This window comes from Dechloromonas denitrificans, from assembly GCF_020510685.1.
GTDB lineage: Bacteria > Pseudomonadota > Gammaproteobacteria > Burkholderiales > Rhodocyclaceae > Azonexus > Azonexus denitrificans_A.
In genome coordinates this window covers 541,509-563,881 of the sequence record NZ_CP075185.1, presented here as the reverse complement: position 1 = coordinate 563,881, position 22,373 = coordinate 541,509, and the positions used below count along the sequence as shown (strand labels likewise).

Below are 22,373 nucleotides of genomic sequence, written 5' to 3'. Positions count from 1 at the left end.
GCATAAAAACAGGGGCTTGGACCCCCATTTTAATGTTGGCACGAGGGGCAGTAGTAGGTACTCCGGCCGGCCTGACGGATTTGCCGGATCACCCCGCCACAACGCAGACAGGCTTGCCCGCTCCGGTCATAGACGCCGGCCTGGATCTGGAACCAACCGGATTCGCCATCGCTGTGGACGTAATCGCGAATGCTGCTGCCGCCCGCGGCAATGGCGTCCGACAGGGTTTGGCGAATCGCCGAGGTGAGCTGCGCATAGCGCGCCCGGCTGATCCGGTTGGCTGCTCGCACCGGCGAAATCCCGGCCCGGAACAGGCTTTCCGAAGCGTAGATATTGCCGATCCCGACCACCAGATGGCTATCCATCAACAGCGGCTTGATCGGCCCGCTACGCCGCGCCCCCGCCGTGTAGAGCCAGTCGGCGGTGAACGCGTCGGACAGTGGCTCGATGCCCTGGGTCGCCAGCAAGGGATGTTGCTCGGCCGTTTCCGGCGGACCGGGTTGCCACAGCACGACACCGAAGCGGCGCGGATCGGAAAAGCGCAGGATCTGGCCGGGCAGGACCAGGTCGAAATGGTCATGCTTGGCCGGCAGCCGATCGCCCGGCACAAAGCGCAAATTGCCCGACATTCCGAGATGGATGATCAGGCAGCCTTCGACATCGGCCTTCCGGCAATCGATCAGCAGGTACTTGCCGCGCCGCCGGATGGCCAGGATGCGGCAGCCCGGCAACAACGCCAGCAGTTCGCGCGGAATAACATGGCGCAACTTCGGCGCCCTGATCACCACCCCCTCGATAATCCGACCTTCCAGCTCCGGCACCAGGCCGCGCCGACAAACTTCCACCTCCGGCAATTCCGGCATTGCTTGTTCCTCCACCCAAACCCAAATACCATCGCAAACTTATGCGATTTTATGCGTTCCAATACGCAACCACGACCGAAAGCCGACCATGCATCCGAAGTTCATTGCTGCCGCCCTCACCATTGCCCTGGGTCTGACCCATGGCGGATTCAGCCTGGCGGCCGGCGACGCCGTGACGAAATCAAGCAGTCAGCGGGACAACGCGCGGCGTTCCTCGGAGAACATCCTGGCCCGCACGGTTTTCCAGTCGCTGCTCGGCGAGTTCGCGCTGCAACGCGGCGACATCAATATCGGGGTCGAGGCGTGGGCCGATCTGGCCGTGCGCACCCGCGACCCGAAGGTTCTCGCCCGCGCCACCGAAGTCGCCGGCTTTGCCCGCCAGTATGATCGCGCCCTCGAGTTGTCGCGGCTCTGGCTCGAAGTCGAACCCGACTCGAGCAAAGCCAAGCAAACGCAATCCTCGCTGCTCGTCATGGCCAACCGCCTCGACGAACTGGCGCCGCAACTGGCCAGCCTGCTCGAACAGGACAAGGCCAACCTCGCCAACAACCTGCTCCACCTCAACCGCATGCTCGCCCGGCACGCCGACAAGAAAGCCGTGCAAACACTGGTCGACCGCGTCGCCACCCCTTACGACGGCCTGCCGGAAGCCCACTTCGCGATGGCCCAGGCGGCCGCCAATGCCGGCGACAACCTGCGCGCCCTGGGCGAGTCGGAGAAAGCCCTGCAATTGCGTCCCGACTGGGAAACCGCCGCCCTGGCCCGGGCCCAGCTGCAAGCCCGCCAGTCAAACCAGACCGCCATCGGCAGCCTGAACGACTTCGTCGAGCGCTACCCGACGGCCCGCGATGCCCGCCTGGCACTGGCCCGCCTGCTGATCAACGAAAAGCGCTATGACGAGTCGCGCAAGCACTTCGACCGCCTGATCAAGGACTACCCGGACAACCCCGACGTGATCTACCCGGTCGCCATGCTCGCCCTGCAACAGGGAGATGCCGAGACCGGCCGCGCCCAGCTGGAAAAGCTGCTGAAAACCGATTTTCCGGACAAGAGCACCATCCATTTCTTCCTCGGCCAGCTCGAGCAGGAACAGAAAAAGCCGGAAACCGCGCTCGAGCATTTCCGCCAGGTCACCGCCGGCGACCAATACATCAACGCCCGCTCGCGCGCCGCCCTGATCCTTTTGCAGCAAGGCAAACCCGAGGAAGCCCGCGAGCTGTTGCACAACACGCGCGGCGGCACCAACGCCGAGCGCGCCCAACTGGTTCTCGCCGAAGCGCAATTGCTGCGCGAGGCGGGACGGCTGAACGATGCTTACATCGTCCTCGAATCCGGGCTGACCAGCCAGCCGGACAATCCCGAATTGCTCTATGAAGCCGCGCTGACCGGCGAACGCCTGGGCAAACCGGAAATCCTCGAAACCCACCTCAAGCATTTGCTGGCGCTGCAGCCGGATCATGCCCACGCCCTGAACGCCCTCGGCTACTCGTGGGCGGAGCGCAACATCCGCTTGCCCGAAGCACTGAAACTGATTACCCGGGCCCTGGCCCAGATGCCGGACGACCCCTTCATCATGGATAGCCTGGGCTGGGTGCAGTTCCGCCAGGGCAATCTCGCCGAAGCCTTGAAGACGCTGGAAAAGGCCTACGCCATCAAGTCCGACCCGGAAATCGCCGCCCACCTCGGCGAAGTGCTGTGGACGCTGGAGCGCAAGGACGATGCCCGGCGACTCCTCAAGGACGCCATCCGGCAACACCCGGACAATGAAGTTCTGGCCGGCGCCGTCAAGAAGCTCGCCCCTTGAGTCTGCGTTTCGTTGTCCTGCTCGCCGGCTGCCTGCTCGCCGGCTGCGCCAGCGTGCCGCCCGCCGCCTTGCCAGGCCGCGAACAGATCCGCGAATTCGCACTGGAAGCGCGCTTCGCGCTGCGCATCACGCTGCCCGATCAGGCTGCGCAAAGTTCCGGCGGCCGCCTGTCCTGGGAGCACCGGAATGGCGGCGACCGCGTGCTCGTCGCCAACCCGCTGGGTTACGGCGTCGCCGAAATCGACACGACACCGACGCTGTCCCGCCTGCGCACCGCCAATGGCGAAGTCCACGAATCACCGGACGCCGACGGCCTGATGGAAGAAGTCACCGGCCAGCGCCTGCCGATCACCCGCCTGCCCGCCTGGCTGCTCGGACGCTCGGACGGCACAGCCGAGATCAGCAAGGACAGCTACAACCGCCCGGCCCGCCTGCGCGAAGCCGGCTGGCAAATCGACTACGCCTACGACGACGAGGCGCCGACCGCCCTACCCGCCCGCCTGACGCTGTCCCGCGACGGCGAGATCGAATTGCGGCTGCGTATCGAAGAATGGAAAGAAAACCCGTGACCCACTGGACCTGGGACAGCAGTTGGCCCGCCCCGGCCAAACTGAACCTCTTTTTGCACATCGTCGGGCGCCGCGCCGACGGCTATCACCTGCTGCAGACCGTATTCCGCTTCATCGACCGCGCCGACCAATTGCGTTTCACGCCGCGCAACGATGGCGACATCGTCCTCGCCACACCGATCCCCGGCGTACCGCCGGACAGCGACCTGACCGTGCGCGCCGCCCGCCTGCTGCAGCAGGCCACCGGATGTCGCCAAGGCGCCACCCTCCATCTCGACAAACAACTGCCAATGGGCGGCGGTCTGGGCGGCGGCAGCTCCGACGCGGCCACCGTGCTGCTCGCCCTCAACCATTTATGGCAAACCGGCCTCGCTCGGCCAACACTGGAAAAGCTCGGGTTGAGCCTGGGCGCCGACGTACCGGTCTTCATCCACGGCCGGAACACCTTCGCCGAGGGCGTCGGCGAAGCGTTTACCGACGTTGAGCTGCCGCCAGCCAGCTATCTGGTGCTCCATCCGGCAGTCAACGTCCCGACCGCGGCAATTTTTGGCGCACCGGAACTGCGCCGCGACACGCCAGGCATCGCTGTGGACAGCTGGCGGCATGGCGATGGCCATAACGATCTCGAAGCGGTCGCCTGCGCCCGCTTTCCGCAGGTCGCCGAACACCTGGCCTGGCTCAAGCAACATGCCCCGGATGCGATGATGACCGGCTCCGGCGCCTGCGTCTTTGCCGGCTTTGCCCGCCGCGACCAGGCGGAACGGGTTCTCGCGCTGCTGCCGGGGGGGATGAGCGGCTGGGTGGCGGACGGACTGGCGGCCCACCCATTAGCCAATTTTTCATAAAAGAGTAGACGGCGGCAAACTGCTTGTGTAATATCCGCGCCTCGTTCTAACGTGAACCCGTGTGAACGACCCGCTGGGGAGTCGCCAAGTTGGTCAAGGCACCGGATTTTGATTCCGGCATTCGAAGGTTCGAATCCTTCTTCCCCAGCCAGTTTCCTTCGGGCAGGTCACAAGCCTGCCCGATTTTCATTGTGGCGGGCGAAATGTGCGTCCAACATGGAGTGCAGGAGCAAGGTGAGAATGGCCTATAACAGCCTGATGGTCTTTACCGGCAATGCCAATCCGAAACTGGCGGTCAATGTCGCAGCCGAACTCAATGTTGATCTTGGGCGCGCCAACGTTGGTCGTTTCTCGGATGGCGAAGTCAGTGTCGAACTGCAGGAACACGTCCGCGGTCGTGACATCTTCGTGCTGCAATCCACCTGTGCGCCGACCAACGACAACCTGATGGAACTGCTGGTCATGGTCGATGCGCTGAAGCGCGCCTCGGCCGGCCGCATCACCGCCGCCATCCCGTACTTCGGTTATGCCCGCCAGGATCGCCGCTCGCGTTCGTCGCGCGTGCCGATCGCCGCCAAGCTGGTCGCTAATATGCTGGTCGCTTCCGGCGTCGACCGCGTCCTGACCATGGACCTCCACGCCGAACAGATCCAGGGCTTCTTCGACATTCCGGTCGACAACATCTACGCCCTGCCGATCCTGCTCGACGATATCCGCAAGCAGAATTACGAAAACCCGCTGGTCGTTTCGCCCGACCATGGCGGCGTCGTCCGCGCCCGTTCGCTGGCCAAGCGCCTCGAATGCGATCTGGCGATCATCGACAAGCGCCGGCCGAAGGCCAACGTTTCCGAAGTAATGAACATCATCGGCGAAGTCGACGGCCGCACCTGCATCATCATGGACGACATGGTCGATACCGCCGGCACGCTGTGCAAGGCAGCTTCCGCACTGAAGGCGCGCGGCGCCAAGCAGGTCGTTGCCTACTGTACGCATCCGGTCCTGTCCGGCCCGGCCATCGAGCGGGTCAACAGCTCCGACCTCGATGCCCTGGTCGTCACCGACACCATCCCGCTGCGTGACGATGCTGCCGCCTCACCGCGCATCCGCCAGCTTTCGGTTGCTGAAATCATGGCCGAAACCATTCGCCGGATCAGCAACGACGACTCGGTTTCATCACTGTTTATCGATTAGTCGCTAGCACCGAGTCGTTAGTCGCTAGCAAGAATTCGCTGATGACTAACAACTACCGACTAATAACTGTTTTTAAACCCTTCCCGATCTGGTCGCGGTTCGGGAAACTTACTGGAGTATCACAATGACTTTTGAACTGATCGCGCAAGCGCGTACGCTGCAGGGAACGGGTGCGAGCCGCCGCCTGCGCCGTGCTGCCATGGTGCCGGGCATCGTTTACGGTGGCGAAGCTGCCCCGCAAGCCATCGAAGTACCGCACAACGACCTGCTGTTGAAGCTGAAGAAGGAAGCCTTCCACTCCAGCATCGTGAACCTCGTCGTTGACGGCAAGAAGGAACCGGTTCTGCTGCGTGACTACCAGATGCACGCCTACCGCCCGCTGGTTCTGCACGTTGACTTCCTGCGTGTTGACGCTACCCACGAACTGCACATCAAGGTGCCGCTGCACTTCGTGAACGAAGAAGTCGCCCCGGGCATCAAGCTCACCGGCGGCCTGGTCAACCACGTCATGACCGAAATCGACATCAGCTGCCTGGCCAAGGATCTGCCCGAGTTCATCGAAGTCGACCTCAGCGCACTGAAGATCGGCGACACCATTCACCTGTCCCAGCTGAAGCTGCCGAAGGGCGTCAAGCTCGTCCAGCACACCACCGATGACTCCGTTGTCGTCGGTATCGTCGGCAAGGGTGGTTCTGCCGAAGCCGCTGAAGGCGAAGCTGCCGCCGAGTAATTTCGGCCCCTCCGCTGCACTGGCCGCCGCTGGCATTTTGCCGCCGGCGGCCTTTTCGCACTTATTACCATGAACCCTCCTCGCCTGATCGTCGGCCTCGGCAACCCGGGCCCGGAATACGCAGCGACCCGACACAACGCCGGGTTCTGGTTTGTCGACCAGTTGGCCGACAAGCTGAAGGTTTCGCTCGTCCCGCAAGCCAAGTTCTTCGGCAAGGCAGCCCGCGCTGACGAGCTCTGGCTATTGCAGCCGACCACCTTCATGAACCGCTCCGGCCAGGCCGTCGCGGCACTGGCCAATTTCTACAAGATTCCGGCCGCCGAGATTCTCGTCATCCATGACGAACTCGACCTGCCACCCGGCGGCATCCGCCTCAAGCAGGGCGGTGGCAACGGCGGTCACAACGGCCTGAAGGATATTCAGGCCAAACTCGGCACCCCCGATTTCTGGCGCCTGCGCCTCGGCATCGGCCATCCGCGCACGCTCGGTCTGGTGCAGCAGGTGGTCGATTTCGTGCTGCATCAGCCGCGCCAGGACGAACTGCCGGATATCGAACACGCCCTCGCCCGCAGCCTGCTGGCCTGGCCCAAAATCGCCGCCGGAGACTTCGCCGGCGCTCAACAACAGTTGCACGGCAAAGCCGTCTAAGGAAAAAATCCATGTCTCTCAAATGCGGCATCGTCGGCCTGCCCAACGTCGGCAAATCCACCCTCTTCAACGCCTTGACCAAATCAGGCATCGCGGCGGAAAACTACCCCTTCTGCACCATCGAGCCGAACGTCGGCATCGTCGAAGTGCCGGACAAGCGGATGGCCCAGCTGGCCGAGATCGTCAAGCCGCAGCGCATGCAGTACGCGATCGTCGAGTTCGTCGACATCGCCGGCCTGGTGGCCGGTGCTTCCAAGGGTGAAGGCCTGGGCAACCAGTTCCTCGCCAACATCCGCGAAACCGATGCCGTCGTGCATGTCGTGCGCTGCTTTGCCGACGACAACGTGATCCACGTTTCCGGCGGCGTCGATCCGATCCGCGATATCGAAGTGATCGATACCGAACTGGCGCTGGCCGACATGGCCACCGTCGAAAAGGCGCTCAACCGCTACCGCCGCCCGGCCAGTTCGGGCGACAAGGAAGCCAAGATCCTGGTCGCCGTGCTGGAAAAATGCTTTGCCCAGCTCGACCAGGCCAAGGCCGTCCGCGCCCTCGACTTCTCCAAGGAAGAACTGGCGCTGTTGAAGCCCTTCTGCCTGATCACCGCCAAGCCGGTGCTCTACGTCGCCAACGTCGCCGAGAACGGTTTCGAGAACAACCCGCTGCTCGACGCCGTGCGCGCCCATGCCGCCGCCGAAAAGGCCGAAGTCGTCTCGGTCTGTGCCGCCATCGAAGCCGAGATCGCCGATCTCGACGAGGAAGAAAAGCAGATGTTCCTGGCCGACCTCGGCCTCGAAGAACCCGGCCTCGACCGGCTGATCCACGCCGGCTACAAGCTGCTCGGCCTGGCCACCTATTTCACTGCTGGCGTCAAGGAAGTGCGCGCCTGGACCATTCACCAGGGCGACACCGCGCCGCAGGCGGCCGGGGTCATCCACACCGATTTCGAACGCGGCTTCATCCGCGCCCAGACCATCGCCTTCGACGACTTCATCGCCTACAAGGGCGAAGCCGGCGCCAAGGAAGCGGGCAAGATGCGCGCCGAAGGCAAGGAATACGTCGTCAAGGACGGCGACGTCCTCAACTTCCTGTTCAACGTCTAAGCACGCGGCGCGGCGAGCATCCGTGTTTGAACAACCCGCCTGAATGAGCGAAACCGGGGTGGACACCGAGGTTTCGCCGGATTCCCCGGCCGGCAGCGCGCAGCTGTCCCGGGCGGTGCTGCTCCGTGCTTTCGAGCAGAACCGCGAAGCCGTGCTGATTACCGACCGCGACAACCGGATCGTCGCGGTCAATGCCGCGTTCACCCAGCTGACCGGCTACTCGCTTGACGACGTGGCCGGCAAAAATCCGCGCCTCCTCGCCTCCGGGAACGTCGGCCCCGATTTTTACGCCCGGATGTGGCACGCCCTGAACCAGCATGACCACTGGGAAGGTGAAATCTGGGACAAGCGCAAGGACGGCACGACCTACCCGAAATGGCTGTCCATTTCGCTGATCCGCGACACTGCCGGCAAGATCGAAAACCATGTCGCCAACTTCACCGACATCAGCGCCAACAAAGAAACGGCCGACCGCCTGGCCCAGCTGGCCTACCACGACCCGCTGACCCACCTGCCCAACCGCCTGGCGCTCGACGCGCAGCTCACCCATGCCCTGCGCGTCGGCAAGCGCGAGGCCCGGCAGCTGGCCTTGATGCTGATCGATCTCGACAATTTCAAGAACATCAACGACACGCTGGGCCATCACATCGGCGACGAACTGCTGCAGGAAGTGGCGAAGCGCCTGCGCGGCTGTGTCCGGGCCAGCGACCTGGTGGCCCGGCTGGGCGGCGACGAATTCGTCGTGGTCCTGCCGGAAATCGACGGTCCGCTGACTGCGGCCCGCGTTGCCGGCAAGGTCCAGAGCGGACTGGCCGAGTATTACCAGATTGCCGACCATGTGCTGTACGCCACGCCGAGCATCGGCATCAGCCTGTTCCCGGGCGACGGCCAGGATGCCAACACCTTGCTGCGCAACGCCGACGCGGCGATGTATCACGCCAAGAATGCCGGCCGCAACAACCACCAGTTCTACACCGCCCGGATGAACGAAGCGGCCGGCCAACGGCTGCAGATGGAAAATGCGCTGCGCCAGGCGATCTCATCGATCTCGCCGGACAACTGCGAGTTTGCCGTGCATTTCCAGCCGCAGATCGATGCGACGAGCGGCCGGGTGAGCGGCCTTGAAGCTCTGCTGCGGTGGACCAATCCGATCTTCGGCACGGTTTCGCCGATGCGCTTCATCGCCATTGCCGAAGACACCGGCCTGATTCAGCCGCTCGGCGACTGGGTGATCTGGGAAACCTGTCGCCAGATCCGCCAGATGAAAACGCTCGGCATCGAAGACGTGCGAGTGGCCATCAACATCTCGGCCCAGCAATTGCGCCACGAGAACCTGCTGTTGCTGGTGCGCGGCGCCCTCACCTGTTACGACCTGGCCCCCGCCGACATCGAGCTGGAAGTCACCGAAAGCACGGCGATGCAGAATCCGGAAGTGACGCTGTCCATCCTCGACCAGCTCGACGCGATGGGCATCAAGCTCGCCATCGACGATTTCGGCACCGGCTACTCCTCACTGGCCTATCTGAAGCACCTGCCGATCAAGCGCCTGAAACTTGACCGCTCCTTCGTCAGCGACATCGAGACCGACGCCAGCGATGCCGCCATCTGCGCCGCGATCATCGCGCTGGGCCACAACCTGGACATGGAGCTGGTTGCCGAAGGCGTCGAAACCGAGGCCCAGCGGGATTTCCTGATCCGCCTCGGCTGCGACTGCCTGCAAGGCTTCCTGTACAGCAAGGCCCTGCCTTTCGCCGAGATCGTCGCCTACATCCAGGCGCAGCCCGCCATCAGCGAATGACCTTGCGCCACTCGGCTTCGAAGTAGCGCACAAGCACCTGATTGTTCAAGCGGTTGACCTCGGCCGGTACGCGCCCCATGTCGGCCGGAAAGCGGAACAGGTCGGGCAGCGTTTCCGCCGTCAGGAAGCGGGTTTTTCCGCCGCCCGGCAGAGCGCGCCGAAAGTCGTCCGGGGCGGCAAGCGAGAACGGCTGGCGGCCGGCGATGATGAAGCCCCATTCCCCAAAGGACGGCACCAGCGCGTGATACGGCGCCGTCTGCAAGCCGACGTCCTCGAGCGTCGTCACCACGCACCAGAAGGATTGCCGGGCATAGAGCGGCGAGGTCGATTGGACGACGATCAGGCCGCGGGCCGATAACCGCTTTTCCAGCAGCCGGTAGAAGGCCGAAGTGTAGAGCTTGCCGAGGGCGAAATTGGCCGGGTCGGGAAAATCGACGACGATGAAGTCGAAATATTCGCGGCTCTCCTCCAGCCACTGCAGCGCGTCGGCATTGACCACCGTCACCCGTTCCGACTTGAGCGCCCCGCCATTCAGCGCGACCAAAGCCGGCGCCGTCGAGAACAGTGAGGTCATCGCCGGATCGAGATCGACCAGCGTCACCGACGCGACGTTCGGGTACTTGAGGATTTCGCGCACCGCCAGCCCGTCGCCGCCGCCCAGCACCAGCACCCGCCGCGCCCCGGGCAGGCTGGCCAGCCCGGGATGGACCAGCGCTTCGTGATAGCGATATTCGTCGTGCGACGAGAACTGCAGGTTGTTGTTGAGGAACAGCCGCAAGTCGTCGCGCCAGCGGGTGACCACAATGCGCTGGTAAGGCGTCGTTTCGGCGTGCACGATCTCGTCGGCGTAAACATGCGCCTCGGCCAGCGTCGTCAGCTGCCCGGCCCCGGCAAAACCGCCGACCAGCGTGGCAAACACGGCCCAGCTCTGGACCGCCAGCCAGCGCCGGGCCGGCAGTTGATCGCGAAAGAGCTGCAGCGCCCAAAGCGCCACGGCGACGTTGAGCAAACCGAACAGCAAGCCGGTACGGACCATGCCGAGCTGCGGCGCGAGGACCAACGGAAACAGGATGGAAACCGCCAGCGCCCCGAGGTAATCGAAAGTCAGCACTTGCGACACCAAATCCTTGAAGGCCAGCTCGCGCTTCAGGATGCGCATGACCAGCGGGATTTCCAGACCGACCAGCACGCCAACACCGAACACCACGAGATAGAGGATCAGCTTGAACGGCCCGCCCAGCCAGGTGAACACCAGGAACAGCGCAATCGCCGAAAAGCCGCCGAGCAGGCCGACCATCAGCTCGATCTGGATGAAGCGGCCAATCAGGTCGCGGGTAATGTATTTCGACAGCCACGAGCCGGCGCCCATGGCGAACAGGTAGGTGCCGATCACCGTCGAAAACTGCGTCACCGAATCGCCGAGCAGATAGGACGACAGCGCGCCGGCGATCAGTTCATAGGCCAGACCGCAGGAGGCGATGACGAAAACGGAGAAGAGCAGGGCGTGACGCATGGCGGGGAACGATGAGCGGCGGGCGGAATGTTCGCCATTTTGCCTGCATTCGGGAACGCCGGGCGCCGGGCGCGGTCAGTAAGAGCGTGGACAGCGCGTGGCTTTGTCCTTTTTCGAGCGTCGACCATGCCCTTCAAAGCCCTTCTTCCCATCCTGCTCGCCAGTCTGGCGCTACCGACGCTGGCGGCCGACTACACCATCGACCCCAGCCACACCTATGCCAGCTTCGAGGTCGATCACCTCGGCTTTTCCACCCAGCGCGGCCAGTTCAACCGCACCTCGGGCACCGTCCAGTTCGACCTCGAGGCGCGCAGCGGCAATATCGACATCCGCATCGACGCCGCCTCGCTCGACACCGGCTTTGCCCTGCGTGACGACGTGCTGCGCGGCGAGTCGTGGTTCAACGTCCACGATTTCCCCGACATCCTGTTCCGCGGCCAGCACTTCGTCTTCGAGCAGGACCAACCGGTTGCCGTCGAAGGGATGCTGGTCATGCTCGGCACGATCAAGCCGCTGCGCCTCGATATCACCCGCTTCAAATGCGGCCTCAATCTGGTCAGCCGCAAGCGCGGCTGCGGCGCCGATGCCCAGGGCAGCCTGCGCCGTTCCGATTTCGGCCTGCAGAACAGCATCCCGTTCATCGGCGACCAGATCCGCCTGCGCATCCAGGTCGAAGCCTATCTGCCGTGACCCCGGCGCGGCCGCCGGCCGGGAACTGCGGCGGTGCGTTAAAGTCATGTGGCGTCGGCCTGTTTCTGCGAAAATAGCACCCCCCTTTTAGTCGTTTCCGGAACCCCATGCCCCCGCATCCCGCCATTGCCAGCACCGCTGAAATCGTCACCGAACTGAAGGCCGGCCGCATGGTCATCCTAGTCGATGAAGAAGACCGCGAAAACGAAGGCGACCTCGTCATGGCCGCCGAACACATCACCGCCGACGCCATCAATTTCATGGCCAAGTTCGGCCGCGGCCTGATCTGCCTGACCCTGACCGAAGCACGCTGCAAGAAGCTCGGCCTGGTCCAGATGGCGCGCAACAACAAGGCCCAGTACGGCACCGCCTTCACCGTCTCGATCGAAGCCGCCGAAGGCGTCACTACCGGCATTTCGGCCGCCGACCGGGCGCGCACCATTGCCGTCGCCGTCGCCCGCAACGCCGTCGCCGACGACATCGTCCAGCCCGGCCACGTCTTCCCGATCACCGCCCGCGAAGGCGGCGTGCTGGTCCGCGCCGGCCACACCGAAGCCGGGTGCGACCTGGCCGGCATGGCCGGTCTGGAACCGGCCTCGGTGATCTGCGAGATCATGAACGACGACGGCACGATGGCCCGCCTGCCGGAACTGCTTGAATTCGCCAAGGAACATGGCCTGAAGATCGGCACCATCGCCGACCTGATCCACTACCGCGCCGCCTCGGAAAAGCTGGTCGAGCGCGTCACCAGCAAGACCATCAGCACCGCCCACGGCGATTTCACCCTGCACGCCTATGCCGACCGAGCCAGCGGCGCCACCCATCTGGCGCTGGTCAAGGGCCAGATCCCGGCCGGCGGCGAAACTCTGGTCCGCGTCCACGAGCCGCTGTCGGTCCTCGACTTCCTCGACCCGGCCAGCAAGAGCCAATCCTTCTCGATCGACGAAGCGCAAGCGGCGCTGGCCAAGCACGGTCACGGCGTCATCGTCCTGATGCACCGGCCGGAAGACGGCGAAGCCCTGCTCTCCCGCCTGACCGGTGAAAAGCCGCGCGCCCAGACCAAGTGGGACCCACGCACCTACGGCATCGGCGCCCAGATCCTGCGCGATGTCGGCGTTTCCAAGATGCGCCTGCTCTCCAGCCCGCGCAAGATGCCCTCCATGACCGGCTTCGGCCTCGAAGTCACCGGTTTCGTCACCTCTCCTGCGGAGCTCTGAGCCATGTCCCGCTTCGACAATATCTTTGAATACGACAACAACCTGAACGGCGCCGGCCTGAAAGTCGGCGTCGTGATGAGCCGCTTCAACCTGCCGGTCTGCGAAGGCCTGCTGTCGGCCTGCGTCAATGAACTGAAACGCCTCGGCGTGGCCGATGCCGACATCGTCATCGCCAATGTGCCGGGCGCCCTGGAAATCCCGCTGGTCCTGCAAAGCATGGCCCAGACCGGCCGCTTCAATGCCCTGGTGGCGCTCGGTGCCGTGATCCGCGGCGAAACTTACCATTTCGAAGTCGTCTCCAACGATTCCTGCCGCGCCATCATGGACGTCCAGCTGGACACCGGCGTGCCAATCGCCAACGGCATCCTGACTTGCGAATCCGACGAACAGGCCGAGGTCCGCATGCAACCGAAGGGTGCCGACTGCGCCCAGGCCGCGGTCGAAATGGCCAATCTCCAGAAAGCGCTAGCCCAATGACCACTTTCCTCAGCGACAGCGAACACCCGGAAGAACCCAAGGCGCCGCACAAGTCGGCCCGCCGCCGGTCGCGCGAATTCATCCTGCAGGGCCTCTACCAGTGGCGCGTCGGCGGCGCCGACGAAGCCGCGATTGAAGCCTACGCGCCGGAAATGGAAGGTTTTGCCAAGGCCGACCGCGAATTCTTCGTCGGCACGCTGCGCGGCGTCATCGGCCAGAAAGACAAACTGACCGAACAGATCAGCATTCACATCGACCGCCCGTTCAGCGAGCTGTCGCCAGTCGAAGCCTGCATCCTGATGCTCGGCGCCTTCGAGTTGGGCAACCACCCGGAAACGCCGTACCGCGTGATCATCAACGAAGCCATCGAACTGACCAAGTCGTTTGGCGGCACCGACGGCCACAAGTACGTCAATGGCGTGCTCGACAAGGTCGCCGCCATCATTCGTCCGGACGAAGTCGCCGCCAAGAAAGCCCGCTGAAACGATGGCGGCTGAGTTCGCGCTGATCGACCAGTACTTCACCCGGCCGACGCCGTCGGCCGTCCTCGGCCCCGGCGACGACTGCGCGCTGCTCCAGCCCTCGCCGGGCAAGCAACTGGCGGTGACCACCGACATGCTGGTCGCCGGGACGCACTTCCTGCCCGATACCGACCCCAAAAATCTCGGCTGGAAGGCCCTCGCCGTCAATCTCTCCGATCTCGCGGCAATGGGCGCCACACCGCGCTGGGTGACGCTGGCCGGCGCCCTGCCGGCGGCCGATGAAGCGTGGATCGGCCAATTTGCCGCAGGCTTCTTCGCCTGTGCCGACGAATACGGCGTCGATGTCGTGGGTGGCGACACCACCCGGGGACCGCTCAATATCTGCGTCACCGCGCTCGGCGAAATCGAGCCGGGCCAAGCGCTGCGCCGCGATGGCGCCAAGGCTGGCGACCAGATCTGGGTTTCCGGTCGGCCCGGGCTGGCCAGCCTCGGCCTCGCCCAGTTGCAAGGCAAGATCCAGTTGCCCGAACCCTGGCCGCGCCTGTGCATCGGCGCTCTCGAAAAGCCTCGGCCGCGCGTCGCCCTCGGTCAGGCGCTAGTCGGCATCGCCAGTGCGGCGATCGACGTTTCCGACGGTCTGCTCGCCGATCTCGGCCACATTGCCGAACGCTCGGGCTGCGCCGCGGCCGTCAAGCTCGTCCAGTTGCCGCACCTGCCGAAGGGTGAAAGCTACGACGCCGATCTCCGCCGCATGGCGCTGGAGTGCCAACTGGCCGGCGGCGACGATTACGAACTGTGCTTCACCGCCCCCGGCCCGCAGAGCCAGGCGATCAGCCGGATTGCCGCCGACCTCGAATTGCCGCTGTGGTGCATCGGCGAAATGACCGCCGGCCCGAGCGGCGAAGTCACGGTTTTCGACCCGGACGGCAAAGCGGTCGAATTCGAACACAAGGGTTTCGACCACTTTGGCTGAGCAATCGAGAGGCGCCCCCAGCCTCAAATTCCTCCTCGCCAGCCCGGCCCATTTCCTGGCGCTCGGCTGCGGCAGCGGCCTCGCCCCGAAAGCACCGGGCACCTTCGGCACGCTGTTCGCTTGGGGCTCCTTTCTGCTCTTCCGCCCGTATTTTTCCGACTTTGCGCTGCTCGCCGCATTCGCCGCCGCCTACCTGCTCGGCATCTGGATCATCGACCTGACTGGCCGCGCCATCGGCGACCCCGACCACGGCAGCATCGTCTGGGATGAAATCGTCCCCTTCTGGCTGATCCTGCTGCTCACCCCCGCCACCTTCTACTGGCAACTGGCGGCCTTCATGCTCTTCCGCTATTTCGACATCACCAAGCCGCAACCGGCCCGCTACTTCGACCAGCACGTCAAGAACGGCTTCGGCGTGATGGCCGACGATCTGGTAGCGGCCGGCTACACCCTGCTCACGCTGGCCCTGCTGAAAATCGTTTTGGCCTGACGAATGCCCGCCGCAGGCATAGAATGGTGAGGCCTATATTTGTGGGAGCAAGATCATGAGCCACAAGCACGCCCACCTGCTACGCAGCATCTACCAGGACCCGCCAAGCGCCAACATCCACTGGCGTGAAATAGAGTCGCTGCTCAACCACCTCGGCGCCGACGTCGAACCCTCGCATGGCGCCCGTTTCAAGATCACCTTGAACAAGGTCGAGGCCATCCTCCACCACCCGCACAACAGCAATACCTGCAGCAAGACCGATATCAAGACGCTGCGCGACCTGCTGGCCCATGCCGGGGTGACGCTGGCCGCCTACGAGGCCGGCGAAGCGCAACGCGAGTAGCGGCCCCTGCCGGTCAGCGCCCTGGCGTTCCCAGGCGATCGAGGCGCAGGCGCTGCCGCTCGTCGAACAGGCGGCGCGCCGCGAAACTGACCGCCACCATGGTGCCGAAGCCGGTGCCGCCGGCGATCAGGAACATCACCAGGATCTGGTAATTGACCGCTTCGACCGGCGGCGTACCGGCCATGATCTGGCCGGTCATCATCCCCGGCAGGCTGACGATACCGGCGGCGGCCATCGAGTTGATGATCGGGATCAAGCCGACCCGGATCGCTTCACGGCGGCAGTCGGCAATCGCACAACTCCCGCTTTGGCCGAGCGCCAGGCGGCTTTCAATGATCGGTCGTTGCCGGGCGGCATCCTGGGTCAGGCGGTCGAGACCGAGCGAAATGCCGTTCATGCTGTTGCCCAACACCATGCCGAGCAGCGGGATGGCGTATTGCGGGGCATACCAGGGCGTCGTCCCGATGACCATGAGCAGCGCCATGACGGTGACCGTGAATGACGAGACGAACATCGACACGGTGCCGATGCCGAATCCCCACCAGCCGAGCAGGCGACGTTTCTGCCTGAGCATGACTTCGCGGCCGGCGACGACGATCATCAGCGCCGCCATCAGCGCCACCCAGAACAGTTGGGCATGATCGAACAACGCCTTGAGGACGAGACCGATCAACAAGAGCTGTATGGTACTGCGCGCTGCAGCGAGCAGCAGTTGCCGTTCGACGCCGAGACTCATGCGGCGCGACAGGCCGGCGAGCGCCAGAATGAGCAGGGCGGCAACACTCAGATCGACCGGCGACAGCGCTATGACGTTCATCGCCCGGCGACCTCGGCGAGTTTGCCTTCGTTCAGCACATAGCTGCGCTGCGCCACCCGTTCGACCTGCCGGTCGTCATGACTGACCCACAGCAGGGCGGCCTGATTGGCCAGCCGATAGTCGTCGAGCAGGGCTTCGACCCGGCGCGTACTCTCTTCGTCGAGATTGCCCGTCGGCTCATCGAGCAGCAGGACGGCCGGCCCTCGCATCAAGCTGCGCAATAAGGCCAGGCGCTGCCGTTCGCCAGTCGAGCAGCGGGCGACATCCCAGTCCAGCGCCTGCCTCGGCAGGCCGAGCTGGGCCAGCCAGCCCGGATTGAGGCCATCCGGGAAATGCTCGCCGATCCGTTCGGCCCACCACTGGCTTTCCGCCATCACCAGCGACACCGCCGACCGCCATTCGGCAGCGGGGTGCGTGGAACAGGCCACGCCATTCAGATAAACCTCGCCCTGGTGCGGGTCCAGATCGGCCAGGGCGCGCAACAGCAGCGTTTTGCCGCTACCCGAGGCACCGCGTAGACAAATGCATTCGCCAGCCCCGACAGTGAGCGCAATCGGACCGAGATGTCGCGTCACGAGTTGGTCGATTCTTAGGCAAGACAAGGTTTACGTACTTTCTCGGCAAGAGACCGGACCAATTGTAGTCGCGACTCGCCTGGCGCATCCATCGCCGAGGGCCGAGGTGACGGCAAGCGAGCAGTTGCCGTCATCTGTCGCCACGCCCCTTCCTACTCCTCGCGGCCGCGCTCCAGCCGCCAATGCTCCGGGCTCGGCCTGGCGATCACCCGCTCCATCGCCCGCGCCCATGGCGGCGAGGTTTGCGCATTTTCGCAAGACGGCAGCACCAGGTTCGAGATCCGGCTGGAATCAGCCAAAACCGACTGAAGCTACCCAACAAGCTCTGGCGACGCCCAAAAACAAAAAAGGACCAACGCTGTTAAGCAGTTGATCCTTCGTTGACTTTCTTGGTTGCGGGGGCAGGACTTGAACCTGCGACCTTCGGGTTATGAGCCCGACGAGCTGCCAACTGCTCCACCCCGCGTCCGATATAACACTTGCTTCCTAGGAGCCCGGAACCTCGGCGCGGGGCCGAGGTTGAGTGCTTGAATTTTTGGTGGCCAATCGCGGAATCGAACCACGGACACGCGGATTTTCAATCCGCTGCTCTACCAACTGAGCTAATTGGCCAAAAGGAGGGCGCATTATAGCGAGGTCGTCGGCGCTCCGCAAGCAAAAGCGCACCAATTGGGGATTTGATGGCAACCCGTAACTGGCTCAGGGACCGATTGGCGGGGATTGGCGGTAGAGCTCGGAAAAATCGTCCGGCGGCGGTGGCGGCGGAACCGGCGGTCGCCAGGCGGCGAAGACCACTCGCGCCACCGCCCCCTGCCCCTTCGGGTTGGGTCGCAGACTGGCTTTCGAATCGTGCTGCATGGCGATTTCCTGAACGATGGCGAGCCCCAGCCCACTGCCTTCGCTGGCCGCATCATTGACCCGGTAAAAGCGCTCGAATACCAGCTCGGAATCGGCTTCACTGATGCCGACGCCGTCATCTTCGACCTCGAGGACGACGCTATTCGGGTTGGCGAGGATCCGGCAGGTCACGCGCCCGCCCGACGGGGTATAACGCAAGGCATTGTCGACCAGATTTTTCGCCAGTTCACGCAGCAAAAAAGCATTACCGGTAATCATCGCCGGGCCCTCTGACTCGTAGCCAAGGTCGATCCCCTTCTCGATGGCGACCATCACCCAGTCTTCGACGACATCGCGAATCAGCTGCGCCAGGTCGAGCGGTTCGTGCTTCTGCTGCGCCGGCTCGCCGCCCCCTTCGGTGCGGGCCAGCGTCAGCAACTGGTTCACCAGCCGGCCGGCCCGGTCGACGCCCATGGCGATCTGCCGTAGCGCGTGCCGCAAGGCATCCGGATCGGTTTCGCGGAAAGCCAACTGGGCCTGGGTTTTCAGACCGGTCAGCGGGGTCCGCATCTGGTGCGCCGCATCGGCAACGAAACGCTGCTGCGCCTCGACATTCTTTTTCATCCGCTCAAGCATCTCGTTGAAGGCTTCGACCAGCGGCTCCAACTCTTCCGGCACGCGTCGCGTAGCGATCGGCGAAAGGTCGGCCGGATCGCGCGTCTCGATCATTTTGCGCAGGCGGGTCAGCGGCCGGAGGCCGCGCGACAGGCCGAACCAGACCAGCATCACAGCGAGCGGAATGATGATGAACTGCGGCAGGATGACACTGGCGACAATCTTGTTGGCCAACTGGTTGCGCTTTTCGATGGTTTCGGCGACTTCGACAACCACCCAGCGATCCTTCGGCATGTTTGCCTCGGCCAGATAGGTGTAGGCGAGACGCAGATCCTGGCCATTGAATTCGGCATCGCGAAGATAGATCTCGCCAGCCATCACATCGGCATCAATCGCCAGGTCGGGCATCGGCAGATCCTTGTCGCCGGCCAGCAGTTTCCCGTTGCGCGTCACCACGTGAAAATAGACGCTATCGGTTTCGTCGGCCCGCAACAAGGCGCGCGTCGAGGCAGGCAGCGTCAGCAAGGGCTTGCCATTGACCAGCTTGACCTGACGAGCGATGGCCGCAACATGCTCGCGCAAGGCCTGATCGTAGGGGAAATTTGCCACGTTGTTGGCAAAGTAGTGGGTGAAGGCAATGCTGAGCGGCCAGACGAACAGCAGTGGCGCGAGCATCCAGTCGAGAATCTCGCCAAACAGCGAGCGCTCGGTTTCGGAGCCCGGCGACGGCAGGCTATTCGCCTTGCGGTCGCTCAAGGCAATAGCCCAGCCCACGTACGGTTGCGATCTTCACGCCACCCGGCTCGAGTTTCTTGCGCAGGCGGTGCACATAGACCTCGATGGCATTGTGGCTGACTTCCTCTCCCCAGCCGCAGAGGTGATCGACCAGCTGATCCTTGCTGACCAGACGGCCCATCCGCGTCAGCAACACTTCGAGCAGGCCGATTTCGCGGGCAGAAAGATCGAGCGTCACGCCCTGGATCTGCGCCACGCGACCGACCTGATCGTAGGTCAGCAGACCGCACTGAATGGTCGGCGTCGTCCCGGCCGAGCGCCGCGTCAGCGCCCGCACCCGGGCCTCCAGCTCGGCCAGCTCGAAGGGTTTGACCATGTAGTCGTCAGCCCCGAGATCGAGCCCCTTGACGCGATCGCCGGTGCCGTCGAGCGCCGTCAGGATCAGCACCGGGACTTGCGAACTGCGGGAGCGCAGACGCTTCAGCACCTCCAGTCCGGAAAGCTTGGGCAAGCCCAGGTCGAGGATCAGCAGATCGTAGGACACCGTCAACAGAGCGGTGTCCGCCTCCAGGCCGTTCGGTGCCCAGTCTACGGCGTAGCCGCCCTGACGGAGGGAACGGGCCAGGCCATCGGCGATGATGGCGTCGTCTTCAGCAATCAGAATGCGCATGTAGTCGTTGTCTATGCCGGCGTAAGAAATTTGTAAGCCTGCTGCATTATTCTGCGCGGGCTGTTCTCCTTTTATGGTCCTCGGAGTCGTTACTACGGTTACGACTCAGGGGGTGGCCCGATCCTGCACTGGGTAGCCCCCTACCGTTTTTTTCCCCCAAAGCCCTGCAAGTCTAACAAATAAACTGCCCTGCGATTTCGGCAGTGCACTCGCGCGCCCTGTTTTTTGCCATGGCCCTGCGCGCCACAAAAAAACCACCCAAAAACAGGACGAAAAAAAGCCCGGGAGAACCCGGGCTTCTGGGCAACAGCGAACTGTTGTTGCTTAGTGACCGGAGGCGCCGGAAGCACCCAGGCCGGTTTCCGAACGGATCAGCTGGTTCGGGAACAGGGCACGTTCCTTCTTGGCCTGCTCGGAGTTGTCCAGGATGGACACGAGCCAGATCGTGAAGAAAGCGAGCGTCATCGAGAAGATGGCCGGTGAAGAGTAGGGGAACGGTGCCGAACCCTTCGGGTTGTGCAGCACAGCTTCCCACACGTTGGCGGACATTACCGTCATGGCCACGGCGGCGAACAGACCGACGAAACCACCGATGGTTGCCCCCTTGGTCGTGCAGTCTTTCCACAACACCGACATGAACAGCACCGGGAAGTTGGCGGAACAAGCGATGGCGAAAGCCAGCATCACCATGTACGCAACGTTTTCCTTTTCGAACAGGATACCGAGAACCACAGCCAGCACGCCGAGGCAGAGGGTGGTGATCTTGGAAACGCGCAGTTCGTCTTCGGAAGTGGCTTGGCCCTTCTTGAACACGGTAGCGTACAGGTCATGCGACACGGCCGAAGCGCCAGACAGCGTCAGACCAGCCACAACGGCCAGGATGGTTGCGAAGGCCACGGCCGAGATGAAGCCGAGGAAGACGTCGCCGCCAACCGCCTTGGCCAGATGGATAGCAGCCATGTTGCCGCCGCCCTTCAGACCCTTGGCAATTTCGCCACCGACGTAGAAGTCGGTCGGGTTCTGTACCAGATTGACGATGGCGCCAAAACCGATGATGAAGGTCAGGATGTAGAAGTAGCCGATCCAGGTGGTTGCCCAGGCAACCGACTTGCGGGCTTCCTTGGCCGACGGCACGGTGAAGAAGCGCATCAGGATGTGCGGCAGGCCAGCCGTACCGAACATCAGGGCCATACCGACCGAGATCGCCGAGATCGGATCCTTGATCAGGGCACCCGGGGACATGATGGCATCCTGCTTGGTGTGAACTTCAACCGCCTTGGCGAACAGCGCTTCCGGGCTGAAACCGAACTGGAACAGTACGGTGACGGCCATGAAGGTTGCACCGGTCAAGAGCATGACGGCCTTGATGATCTGCACCCAGGTCGTCGCGGTCATACCACCGAACAGCACGTACATCATCATGATCGCACCGACCATGATCACGGCGTAGGTGTATTCCAGACCGAACAGCACCTTGATCAACTGACCGGCACCGACCATCTGCGCGATCATGTAGAAGGCGACGACGACCAGGGAGCCGGTAGCGGCAAAGGAGCGAACCGGGGTCTGGGAAAAACGGTAGGCAGCGACGTCGGCAAACGTGAACTTGCCGAGGTTGCGCAGACGTTCGGCCATCAGGAAGGTGATGACCGGCCAGCCGACCAACCAGCCGATCGAGAAGATCAGGCCGTCGAAGCCGTTGGCGAACACCAGGCCGGAAATACCCAGGAAGGATGCGGCGGACATGTAGTCGCCGGCGATTGCCAGGCCGTTCTGGAAGCCGGTGATGCCGCCGCCAGCCGTATAGAAGTCAGCCGCCGTCTTGGTTTTGCCAGCCGCCCACTTGGTGATGAAGAGGGTGATGCCGACGAAGCCGCCGAACATCGCGATAGCCGTCCAGTTGGTCGCCTGCTTGGTGGTTTGCCCGAGATCGGCACCGGCGGCCAGCGCTGCGCCAGCGGCCAACAGAGCGGCCAGACCGCCGAGAATGTATTTGTAGTTTGCGTTCACTTGCCGGCCTCCTTGAGAACCTGGGCTGCCTCGGTATCAAACTCGGTGTTTGCGCGACGGACGTAAACGACCGTGATGATGATGGTAAAGAGAATGACCCCCAGACCCATCGGGATGCCGATGGAGGTGACATAGCCCGCGCCAATCTTGGTGGCGAGCCATTCCTTGTCAAAGGCGATCAGGAGGATGTAGCCGTAGTACACGATCAGCATGAGCGCGCTCATGATGAACGAATAGCGGTTACGTTTGGCCACCAGCGACTGGAACTTTGGATTGTTCCGAATCTGCAAGTAGCTATCGTCGTGCTGTGACATTGATTTGCTCCTCAGAATTTTGTTTATAGAGGCATTGCTGCAGAGCGTAATTTATGTGAAGCGT

At 63.4% G+C, this 22,373-nt stretch carries 22 protein-coding genes, 3 tRNA genes and 1 pseudogene; 16 read left to right on the top strand and 10 right to left on the bottom strand.

Going from position 1 to position 22,373, the window contains the following annotated elements:
• Positions 1-29: 29 nt before the first annotated feature.
• The gene (mutM, locus tag KI611_RS02825; protein ID WP_226418318.1) at positions 30-863 is read right to left on the bottom strand and encodes a bifunctional DNA-formamidopyrimidine glycosylase/DNA-(apurinic or apyrimidinic site) lyase; all 834 of its coding nucleotides are present in this window, start codon (positions 861-863) and stop codon (positions 30-32) included.
• A gap of 88 nt (positions 864-951) precedes the next feature.
• Between mutM and KI611_RS02820 the strand changes: the two genes are divergently transcribed.
• The 9 genes from KI611_RS02820 to KI611_RS02780 all read left to right on the top strand — a co-directional run bounded on the left by KI611_RS02820 (position 952) and on the right by KI611_RS02780 (position 9,551).
• Entirely contained in the window at positions 952-2,667 is a 1,716-nt protein-coding gene (locus KI611_RS02820; RefSeq protein WP_226418317.1) for a tetratricopeptide repeat protein, read from the top strand.
• Positions 2,664-3,236, top strand: coding sequence for a lipoprotein insertase outer membrane protein LolB (lolB, locus tag KI611_RS02815; RefSeq protein WP_226418316.1), 573 nt, complete (start codon positions 2,664-2,666; stop codon positions 3,234-3,236). Before KI611_RS02820 ends, lolB begins: the two co-directional genes overlap by 4 nt.
• Complete coding sequence (ispE, locus tag KI611_RS02810; protein ID WP_413464000.1) at positions 3,218-4,081, top strand: 4-(cytidine 5'-diphospho)-2-C-methyl-D-erythritol kinase; 864 nt, start codon at positions 3,218-3,220, stop codon at positions 4,079-4,081. The genes lolB and ispE overlap by 19 nt, the downstream gene beginning before the upstream one ends.
• A gap of 74 nt (positions 4,082-4,155) precedes the next feature.
• Positions 4,156-4,232 (top strand) — tRNA-Gln (locus KI611_RS02805).
• An 89-nt stretch (positions 4,233-4,321) separates the two neighbouring features.
• Entirely contained in the window at positions 4,322-5,272 is a 951-nt protein-coding gene (locus tag KI611_RS02800; RefSeq protein ID WP_226418314.1) for a ribose-phosphate pyrophosphokinase, read from the top strand.
• A 124-nt stretch (positions 5,273-5,396) separates the two neighbouring features.
• Positions 5,397-6,002, top strand: coding sequence for a 50S ribosomal protein L25/general stress protein Ctc (locus KI611_RS02795; RefSeq protein WP_226418313.1), 606 nt, complete (start codon positions 5,397-5,399; stop codon positions 6,000-6,002).
• Between the two features lie 69 nt (positions 6,003-6,071).
• Positions 6,072-6,650, top strand: coding sequence for an aminoacyl-tRNA hydrolase (gene pth, locus KI611_RS02790; protein ID WP_226418312.1), 579 nt, complete (start codon positions 6,072-6,074; stop codon positions 6,648-6,650).
• Positions 6,651-6,661: 11 nt separating this feature from the next.
• The gene (gene ychF, locus KI611_RS02785; RefSeq protein ID WP_226418311.1) at positions 6,662-7,753 is read left to right on the top strand and encodes a redox-regulated ATPase YchF; all 1,092 of its coding nucleotides are present in this window, start codon (positions 6,662-6,664) and stop codon (positions 7,751-7,753) included.
• A gap of 43 nt (positions 7,754-7,796) precedes the next feature.
• Complete coding sequence (locus KI611_RS02780) at positions 7,797-9,551, top strand: putative bifunctional diguanylate cyclase/phosphodiesterase (protein WP_226418310.1); 1,755 nt, start codon at positions 7,797-7,799, stop codon at positions 9,549-9,551.
• Here the strand turns inward: KI611_RS02780 and KI611_RS02775 are convergent.
• Positions 9,541-11,082 (bottom strand): annotated as a pseudogene (locus KI611_RS02775) (polyamine aminopropyltransferase); the annotation flags it as partial. The gene KI611_RS02780 and the pseudogene KI611_RS02775 sit on opposite strands and share 11 nt — an antisense overlap.
• A gap of 108 nt (positions 11,083-11,190) precedes the next feature.
• Between KI611_RS02775 and KI611_RS02770 the strand changes: the two are divergent.
• The 7 genes from KI611_RS02770 to KI611_RS02740 all read left to right on the top strand — a co-directional run bounded on the left by KI611_RS02770 (position 11,191) and on the right by KI611_RS02740 (position 15,736).
• Positions 11,191-11,754 carry a YceI family protein gene (locus KI611_RS02770; RefSeq protein WP_226418308.1) on the top strand — a complete coding sequence of 188 codons (564 nt, stop codon included), beginning with the start codon at positions 11,191-11,193 and terminating at the stop codon, positions 11,752-11,754.
• Between the two features lie 107 nt (positions 11,755-11,861).
• Positions 11,862-12,971 (top strand): bifunctional 3,4-dihydroxy-2-butanone-4-phosphate synthase/GTP cyclohydrolase II, encoded by a 1,110-nt coding sequence (gene ribBA / locus KI611_RS02765; RefSeq protein ID WP_226418307.1) that lies wholly within the window; start codon positions 11,862-11,864, stop codon positions 12,969-12,971.
• 3 nt (positions 12,972-12,974) lie between these two features.
• Positions 12,975-13,448 (top strand): 6,7-dimethyl-8-ribityllumazine synthase, encoded by a 474-nt coding sequence (gene ribH / locus KI611_RS02760; RefSeq protein WP_226418306.1) that lies wholly within the window; start codon positions 12,975-12,977, stop codon positions 13,446-13,448.
• Complete coding sequence (gene nusB, locus KI611_RS02755; RefSeq protein WP_226418305.1) at positions 13,445-13,930, top strand: transcription antitermination factor NusB; 486 nt, start codon at positions 13,445-13,447, stop codon at positions 13,928-13,930. The genes ribH and nusB overlap by 4 nt, the downstream gene beginning before the upstream one ends.
• A 4-nt stretch (positions 13,931-13,934) precedes the next feature.
• Positions 13,935-14,903: a thiamine-phosphate kinase gene (gene thiL, locus KI611_RS02750; protein ID WP_226418304.1), complete on the top strand. Its 969-nt coding sequence runs from the start codon at positions 13,935-13,937 to the stop codon at positions 14,901-14,903.
• Complete coding sequence (locus KI611_RS02745; RefSeq protein WP_226418303.1) at positions 14,896-15,393, top strand: phosphatidylglycerophosphatase A; 498 nt, start codon at positions 14,896-14,898, stop codon at positions 15,391-15,393. Before thiL ends, KI611_RS02745 begins: the two co-directional genes overlap by 8 nt.
• 55 nt (positions 15,394-15,448) lie before the next feature.
• Entirely contained in the window at positions 15,449-15,736 is a 288-nt protein-coding gene (locus KI611_RS02740) for a type II toxin-antitoxin system HicA family toxin (protein ID WP_226418302.1), read from the top strand.
• A gap of 13 nt (positions 15,737-15,749) precedes the next feature.
• Here KI611_RS02740 and KI611_RS02735 read toward each other — a convergent pair whose 3' ends face one another.
• The 8 genes from KI611_RS02735 to KI611_RS02700 all read right to left on the bottom strand — a co-directional run bounded on the left by KI611_RS02735 (position 15,750) and on the right by KI611_RS02700 (position 22,309).
• Positions 15,750-16,553: an ABC transporter permease gene (locus KI611_RS02735; protein WP_226418301.1), complete on the bottom strand. Its 804-nt coding sequence runs from the start codon at positions 16,551-16,553 to the stop codon at positions 15,750-15,752.
• Entirely contained in the window at positions 16,550-17,128 is a 579-nt protein-coding gene (locus tag KI611_RS02730) for an ATP-binding cassette domain-containing protein (protein WP_226418300.1), read from the bottom strand. The genes KI611_RS02735 and KI611_RS02730 overlap by 4 nt, the downstream gene beginning before the upstream one ends.
• Before the next feature lie 390 nt (positions 17,129-17,518).
• A tRNA-Met gene (locus tag KI611_RS02725) sits at positions 17,519-17,594 on the bottom strand.
• A gap of 70 nt (positions 17,595-17,664) precedes the next feature.
• Positions 17,665-17,740 (bottom strand) — tRNA-Phe (locus KI611_RS02720).
• An 87-nt stretch (positions 17,741-17,827) separates the two neighbouring features.
• Complete coding sequence (locus KI611_RS02715; RefSeq protein ID WP_226418299.1) at positions 17,828-19,336, bottom strand: sensor histidine kinase; 1,509 nt, start codon at positions 19,334-19,336, stop codon at positions 17,828-17,830.
• Positions 19,314-19,985, bottom strand: a complete 672-nt coding sequence (locus tag KI611_RS02710; protein WP_226418298.1) for a response regulator transcription factor — start codon at positions 19,983-19,985, stop codon at positions 19,314-19,316. The genes KI611_RS02715 and KI611_RS02710 overlap by 23 nt, the downstream gene beginning before the upstream one ends.
• Before the next feature lie 324 nt (positions 19,986-20,309).
• Entirely contained in the window at positions 20,310-21,995 is a 1,686-nt protein-coding gene (locus KI611_RS02705) for a cation acetate symporter (protein ID WP_226418297.1), read from the bottom strand.
• Positions 21,992-22,309 carry a DUF485 domain-containing protein gene (locus tag KI611_RS02700; protein ID WP_226418296.1) on the bottom strand — a complete coding sequence of 106 codons (318 nt, stop codon included), beginning with the start codon at positions 22,307-22,309 and terminating at the stop codon, positions 21,992-21,994. Before KI611_RS02700 ends, KI611_RS02705 begins: the two co-directional genes overlap by 4 nt.
• Between the last annotated feature and the right edge of the window lie 64 nt (positions 22,310-22,373).